The following is a 6,690-nucleotide window of genomic DNA, read 5'->3' as shown; positions in this document are numbered from 1 at the left end:
CAAGAAGATGAAGCACGCCGCGTGGAGCAAAGACTATCTCTTCAATCTCTTTACTCATGTGCGATAGCCCTGCCTTTGCGGGGGAGGGTGGGCCTCGCGTCAGCGAGGGTCGGGAGAGGGGAGCGCCCTTTCCGGCACCGTCGCTCCCCTCACCCGACCCGCTTCGCGGGCCCCCTCTCCCGCGGAGGAGAGAGGGGGCGATGCGAACGCTGCGACCGGAAACTGTTGAGCCGGCCCTCAGCCCTTCGCGTCGCCGACGAGCACGGGCTTCGGCGCGGCGCGCTCGGGGAAGAGGCGTTTCAGGTCTTCGAGCTTCGGGGCGTCGTTGGCGACGATGTAGGACGCGTTCGGGTGCAGGGCCATGTAGTCCTGGTGGTAGGCTTCCGCCGGGTAGAAGGCGGCGCCGGGCTCCACCGTCGTGGCGATGGGGCGCGCGTAGAGCTTCGCCGCGTCGAGCTGGGCGATATAGGCCTTCGCCACCTTCGCCTGGGCCCCGTCCGCCGGGAAGATCGCCGAGCGGTACTGCGTGCCGTCGTCCGGGCCCTGGCGGTTCACCTGGGTCGGGTCGGTGGCGACGGAGAAGAAGATCCGCAGGATCTCGTCGTAGCGGATCACCGCCGGATCGTAGGTGATGCGCACCGCCTCCGCGTGGCCGGTGTCGCCGCCGCCGACGCTGCGGTAGTTCGCCGTCTCCCTGGTGCCTCCGGCATAGCCCGAGACGGCGCGGGTGACGCCCCGGACATGCTGGAAGACGCCCTGCACGCCCCAGAAGCAGCCGCCGGCAATCGTCGCGGTCTTGAGCCCGCCGGATTCGGCGGAGGGCTGGGCCGCTTCCGGCAGGCGCCGGGCGGCCTCGTCGGCGCCCGCCGGCCGGCAGACGGCGAGGCCGAGCGCCGTGACGAAGGTGAGGAGGCGGAGGGAGCGTTGCGGTGTCATCGTGGTCTCCGGGGTCAGGCGGCGGTGAAGCGCAGGGCGACGCCGTTCATGCAGTAGCGCAGGCCCGTGGGCGCCGGGCCGTCGTCGAAGACATGCCCGAGATGGCCGCCGCATCGCCGGCAATGCACCTCGGTGCGCGCCATCCCGAAGGACGTATCGGACGCCTGGGCGACGGCGTTGTCCAGCGGCGCGTAGAAGCTCGGCCAGCCGGTGCCGCTGTCGAATTTCGTCTTGGAAGAGAACAGCGGCAGGTCGCAGCCGGCGCAGGCGAAGGTGCCGGCCCGCTTCTCGCGGTCGAGAGGACTGCTGCCGGCCCGCTCCGTGCCGTGTCCACGCAGCACGGCGTATTCCGGCGCGCTCAGGCGGCGGCGCCATTCCGCGTCGCTCAAGCTGACCGCGAACGCCTCGGCGGCGGCGCGGCGCGGGAGGAAGGGCAGGGCGGCGAGCAGCGAGGCTCCCGCAAGCAGGCTGTCGCGGCGGTTCATCGGCGGGCTCCTCCGGTCTCGTCCCGTCCGGTTATTCGCGGGCGCGCGGCGCGGGTTACACGCCCGGTTTGGCGGGCTCGTCCTCCTCCTCTAGGGTTGTCCGCGACAGCAACGGAGACGCCGCATGACCGCCGCCGCCCCGGACGCCGACCGCGACCTCGTCCTCACCCGCCTGATCGAGGCGCCTCCGGCGAAGCTCTTTCGGGCCTGGACGGAGCCGGAGCTGCTGGTGCGCTGGTTCGCGCCCTCGCCCTGGACGACGGCGCATGCGGAGATGGACGTGCGGCCCGGCGGATCGAGCCTCGTGGTGATGCGCTCGCCGGACGGACAGGAATTCCCCAATCGCGGCGTCTATCTGGAGGTGGTGGAGAACGCCCGGCTCGTCTTCACCGACGCCTATACGTCCGCCTGGGTGCCCTCGGCCAAGCCCTTCATGACCGGCATCCTCACCTTCGAGGCGGAGGGGGCGGCCACCCGCTACACCGCCCGCGTCCGCCACTGGAGCGCCGAGGACAAGGACACCCACGAGAAGATGGGCTTCCACCAGGGCTGGGGCCTGTGCACCGACCAGCTCGCGGCGCTCGTCGCGACGCTGTGAACGAGAAAAGCCGGCCCCGCGAAGGGCCGGCTCGTCTGATGTTGGTGCCTTCGGAGCGATTTCATCGTTCCGAAGGCGGGGAGAGCCGTGGAGAGACCCGGTCTCAGAAGATCCGCGAAAAGATCACGTAGAGCGTGCCCGAGAGCAGCATCGCGACGGGGAGGGTGAGCACCCAGGCCATGGCGAGGTTGCGCAGGGTCGAGAGCTGGAGACCCGAGCGGTTGGCCGCCATGGTCCCGGCGACGCCCGACGACAAGACGTGCGTGGTCGAGACCGGCAGGCCGTAGACGTCCGCCGCCGCGATGGTGCAGGCCGCGACGAGCTCGGCCGAGGCGCCCTGGGCGTAGGTGAGGTGCGTCTTGCCGATCTTCTCGCCGACCGTGATGACGATGCGCTTCCAGCCCACCATGGTGCCGAGGCCGAGCGCGATGGCGACGGCGACCTTGACCCAGGTCGGGATGAAGCGCGTCGCCTCGTCGAGGCTGCCCTTGTAGGACTTGAGCGTCGAGACTTCCGCCGCGGAGAGCTCGCTCTCCTTGTCCTTCATCAGGAAGCGGATGGCCTCCGAGGCGAGGTACATGTCGTTACGGGTGTTGCCGACGACGTCGGCCGGCACCTTGGCCAGGCTGCCGTAGCGGTCGACCTGATCGCGGATCTGGCCGATGAGCACGGACAGCGACGGGTAGGTGCCGCCCTCGAGCTTGTGGGCCGCGACGTAAGCCGTCACCGCCGGGCGGGGATCGCCGATGATGGAGTAGCCGGCGGCCTTGCCGGAGACGACCTCGGCGGCGGCGGTCGAGGTCTTCTGGAACTGCACGATGGAGCTGTCGGGCAGGGCGCGGTTGAGGGCGTAGGCCGTGGGCACGGTGCCGATCAGGATCAGCATGATGAGGCCCATGCCCTTCTGGCCGTCGTTGGAGCCGTGGGCGAAGGACACGCCGGTGCAGGTCGCGATGAGCAGGCCCCGGATCCAGAGCGGCGGCTCCTTGCCCTTGGGCTCCTCGTAGAGCGCCTTGTTGCGCACGGCGACCTTGAGGGCGAGCAGCAGCGCGGCGGCGGCGAAGAAGCCGACCATCGGCGAGAGCAGCAGCGACCAGCCGATCTCGGTGGCCTTGGTCCAGTCGACGCCGGAGGTGCCGGAGCGGCCGTGGAGCAGCGCGTTGGCGACGCCGACGCCGATGATCGAGCCGATCAGGGTGTGGGAGCTGGACGCCGGCAGGCCGAAGGCCCAGGTGCCGAGGTTCCAGATGATCGCCGCGATCAGCAGCGCGAACACCATCGCGAAGCCGGCGCCGGAGCCCACCTGGAGGATCAACTCCACCGGCAGCAGGCTGACGATGCCGAACGCCACGGCGCCGGAGGACAGCAGCACCCCGAGGAAGTTGAAGAAGCCCGACCACACCACGGCCACGTTGGCCGGCAGCGAGTGGGTGTAGATCACGGTGGCCACCGCGTTGGCGGTGTCGTGGAAGCCGTTCACGAACTCGAAGCCGAGCGCGATCACCAGGGCGACGAAGAGCAGGATGTAGGGCAGGTAGCTCGTCATCTTGGCGCCGGTGGCGTCCACGTCGGCGTAGATGCTGTACCCCACGTAGAGGAGCGCGGCGGTGACGGCGCCCATGAAGACGATCGCCATCGCGATCGAGCCGTTACCGTCGAGATTGGGCCGGCCGTGACGCTCGCCCGGCGCCTGTTGGAGCGCTCCCGGCTCCAGATGACCCACCGTTGACCCAGCCATATCGATCAGCCCCGCGCAGTTTTAAGGATTCGTTGATCCTCGCGGGGCGGACCCTGGGCCGGCGGCGGCGACGCTTTCGTGACAAGGCGGGATCAAACCCCGCCGGTGGACGTGTCGTCCCACGCTGTTTGCGCTTGTTTCAGACCGCCTCCTGTCGATCGGAGCGGGTTCGTTCGGGGCCTCCTCTCTCCGCACGCGCGGGGAGAGGAGGAGCAACCGCAGCCGAACAGGTCAACCGAAGAGGGTGTCAGTAGGTCTCGGCGAGATAGGCGGCGATGGCCTTGCCGTCCGCCTCGTCGATGGGCGCGCCGTAGACCTTGATCATCTTTGTGACCTCGGCCTCCCAGAACGCCTTGCCCTTCTTCGGCGGCTGCATGGCGATGTAGTCGGCGGAGTGGCAGGCGAGGCAGGCGCCCTGCGCCGCCGCCAACCCGGCCTGCCCCTCGTGATTGTTGGCGGGCTTGAGCTGGGCGGTCTCCTCGGGGAGGACGTAGCTGCGCGGGGCGGCCGTCGCCCCGCCCGCCGCGAGGAGGGTGAGGCCGGCGGCGAGCGCCCGGAGCGGAATGCGGTTCGTCATTGCGTGCCTCCCTCAGGCCGCCGTCACGCGGACGGTCTCGACCACGTTGCGCATGTAGCCGGGCGGGTTCCACAGCGGGTCGAGGGGCTGCGACTGGCCGATCCGGTTGGTCGCCTTGACCTTGATGGCATGGGCGCCGGGGGCGAGCTTCACCGGCAGCGTCCACTGCCGGAAGGAGTAGCGCCCAAGGTCCTGGCCGAGCGCGGCGGAGGCCCAGGTCCGCCCGTCGTCCGTGGAGACGGCGACCTCGGTGATGCCGTAGCCGCCGTCGAAGGCAATGCCGCGCAAGGTGGTCTCGCCGGCCTTCACCGTCGCCTTGTCGGCCAGGCTGGTGACGAAGGAGCGGACGTTGAAGCGGGCGATCGGCACCGTCGAGCCCGGCGCCTTGCCCGGCTCGGTGCAGGCGCAGGCATTGGCCGGGATGCGGTAGGCCTTCTGCATCCAGAAGCTGTCGAAGGGCTTGTCGAGCACCGTGATCGTGTTGAGGTGCTTCACCCAGTAGGTGCCGTAATGGCCCGGCACCACGAGGCGCAGGGGGAAGCCGTTCAGCCAGGGCAGGTCCTCGCCGTTCATGGCCCAGGCCAGCATCACCTCGCCGTCGCGTGCGTGGTCGATGTCGAGGGCCTTGGCGAAGTCCGGTGTCTCGGGCAGCACCGGCCCGTCGAGCCCCTCGAACGAGACCTGCACCGCGCCCTTCTTCACGCCGGCCTTGTCGAGCACGGCCTTGAGCGGCACGCCGGTCCAGCGGGCGTTGCCCATGGCGCCGTTGCCGAGCTGTCCGCCGGCGACGCGGGGCTCGACGAAGCCGCGCGAGTTGCCCGAGCACTGGTTGACCGCCACCAGCTCCACGGAGGGCATCCCCTTCAGCTCGGCGAGCGACAGGGAGAGCAGGGTCTCGACGGTGCCCTTCACCGCCAGCCGGAACGTGTCCGGATCGATGGAGAGGGGCAGGTCGGCGAGGTGGTAGCGCACGAAGAAGGCGTCGTTGGCCGTGATGACGCCCTCGTCGAAGACGGCGAACGGCGTCTCGAGCTGCGGCGGCCGGCTCGTCGTCAGGAGCAGCGGGCGCTTGCCCGGATAGGCCGCCAGCCGGCGCTCGCCCGCGCCGAAGGGCAGGGTCACGCTGTCCGGTGCCGCCCACGCGCGCCGGCTGGCCAGTGGCCCGGCGGCGAGCAGGGCGGCGCCCGCGCCGCGCAGGATCTCGCGTCGATGCATCATTGCGTCCCTCCCGTTATCGGTCCGGCCTCTGCGGGCCGGCCGTCGTCGTCGATCGTTCAGCCGAGCCGGAGCAGGTGGATCAGCCCGAGGCTGATCGCGAGCAGCAGCAGCAGCGAGAGCGTCACCGCCGCGGTCACCCGCCCGCCGACCCGCCCGAGGATCCGCACGTCGACGCCGAGCCCCAGCGCCGCCATCGAGACCACGGTGAGCAGGCCCGCGACCTTGGTGATCGGGCCGATGGCGAGATCCGGCACGAGGCCGAGGGAGCGCAGCGCCGCGAGCACCAGGAATCCGAGGATGAACCACGGCACCAGCTTCGACAGGCCGAGGCGCTTGGCAGGCGCCGGGTTCGGGTCGTCCCCGCGCAGGCGCGGCGCCAGCAGCGAGAAGGCGACCACCACCGGGCCGAGCATCAGCACGCGCACCAGCTTCACCAGGGTGCCGATCTGCGTGGCGGCGAGCCCGGCCGGCACGGTGGCGGCCAGGACCTGCGGCACGGCGTAGACGGTGAGCCCGGCGAGGATGCCGTATTGGTTGGCCGAGAGGCCGAAGAGCGGGATCAGCAGCGGCAGGCCGAGCACCATGACCACGCCGAGGATCGCCGTGAAGGAGATCGAGGAGGCGATGTCGTCGCCGTCGGCGCCGATCACGGGGGCGACGGCGGCGATGGCCGAGTTGCCGCAGATGGAGTTGCCGCAGGCGATCAGGATCGAGATCCTGGTCGGCAGCCCGAGCCCGCGGCTGATGGCGAAGCTCGCGAAGATCGTCATCACCACCGTCGCGACGATGGCCCCCATCAGGAGCGGCCCCGAGGCGAGGATCGCCGCGAAGCTGATCGAGGCGCCGAGCAGCATCACCGCCACCTCGAGGAGCTGCTTGGCGCTGAAGGCGATCCCCGCCCGCCAGCGCTGGCTCGGCGCCCAGGCGGTGCGCAGCGCCATGCCGAGCAGGATCGCGATGACGAGCGCCTCGACGTAAGGGTGCCCGAAGGCACCCTCCTCGGCATGCTGGATGCCGAGGGAGACGAGCGTCACCGCGATGCAGAGCCCGATGCCGGGCAGGAGCCCGGCGAGCCGGGCTCCGAGGGCGTGGGTCCGTGCCGGACCCGTCACCGCTTTGCCGTCATCGACGATGCTCC

At 70.4% G+C, this 6,690-nt stretch carries 7 protein-coding genes; 1 reads left to right on the top strand and 6 read right to left on the bottom strand.

Translation table 11 applies throughout. The features are described 5' to 3' along the window. Positions 1 to 237: 237 nt before the first annotated feature. Both msrA and msrB read right to left on the bottom strand, forming a co-directional pair. A complete protein-coding gene (msrA, locus tag ACP56T_RS20875) occupies positions 238 to 936 on the bottom strand; it encodes a peptide-methionine (S)-S-oxide reductase MsrA (protein WP_430914049.1) in 699 nt (232 codons plus the stop codon). 14 nt (positions 937 to 950) lie between these two features. Further along, positions 951 to 1,421: a peptide-methionine (R)-S-oxide reductase MsrB gene (gene msrB / locus ACP56T_RS20870; RefSeq protein ID WP_430914048.1), complete on the bottom strand. Its 471-nt coding sequence runs from the start codon at positions 1,419 to 1,421 to the stop codon at positions 951 to 953. Positions 1,422 to 1,545: 124 nt separating this feature from the next. Here msrB and ACP56T_RS20865 point away from each other — a divergent pair, with 124 nt between their 5' ends. Beyond that, the gene (locus ACP56T_RS20865; protein ID WP_430914047.1) at positions 1,546 to 2,019 is read left to right on the top strand and encodes an SRPBCC family protein; all 474 of its coding nucleotides are present in this window, start codon (positions 1,546 to 1,548) and stop codon (positions 2,017 to 2,019) included. Positions 2,020 to 2,122: 103 nt separating this feature from the next. On the opposite strand, the gene ACP56T_RS20860 is transcribed toward ACP56T_RS20865, so the two are convergent. The 4 genes from ACP56T_RS20860 to ACP56T_RS20845 all read right to left on the bottom strand — a co-directional run bounded on the left by ACP56T_RS20860 (position 2,123) and on the right by ACP56T_RS20845 (position 6,685). After that, entirely contained in the window at positions 2,123 to 3,757 is a 1,635-nt protein-coding gene (locus tag ACP56T_RS20860) for an inorganic phosphate transporter (protein WP_430914046.1), read from the bottom strand. A 247-nt stretch (positions 3,758 to 4,004) separates the two neighbouring features. Beyond that, the gene (sorB, locus tag ACP56T_RS20855; protein WP_430914045.1) at positions 4,005 to 4,334 is read right to left on the bottom strand and encodes a SorB family sulfite dehydrogenase c-type cytochrome subunit; all 330 of its coding nucleotides are present in this window, start codon (positions 4,332 to 4,334) and stop codon (positions 4,005 to 4,007) included. Positions 4,335 to 4,346: 12 nt separating this feature from the next. Continuing rightward, positions 4,347 to 5,552, bottom strand: a complete 1,206-nt coding sequence (gene sorA / locus ACP56T_RS20850) for a SorA family sulfite dehydrogenase catalytic subunit (protein WP_430914044.1) — start codon at positions 5,550 to 5,552, stop codon at positions 4,347 to 4,349. A 56-nt stretch (positions 5,553 to 5,608) separates the two neighbouring features. After that, a complete protein-coding gene (locus ACP56T_RS20845; protein WP_430914051.1) occupies positions 5,609 to 6,685 on the bottom strand; it encodes a YeiH family protein in 1,077 nt (358 codons plus the stop codon). Between the last annotated feature and the right edge of the window lie 5 nt (positions 6,686 to 6,690).

This window comes from Methylobacterium endophyticum, from assembly GCF_050591105.1.
Lineage (GTDB): Bacteria > Pseudomonadota > Alphaproteobacteria > Rhizobiales > Beijerinckiaceae > Methylobacterium.
Note: the sequence above shows the minus strand (reverse complement) of the source record. Positions and strands in the feature narration are given on the sequence as shown.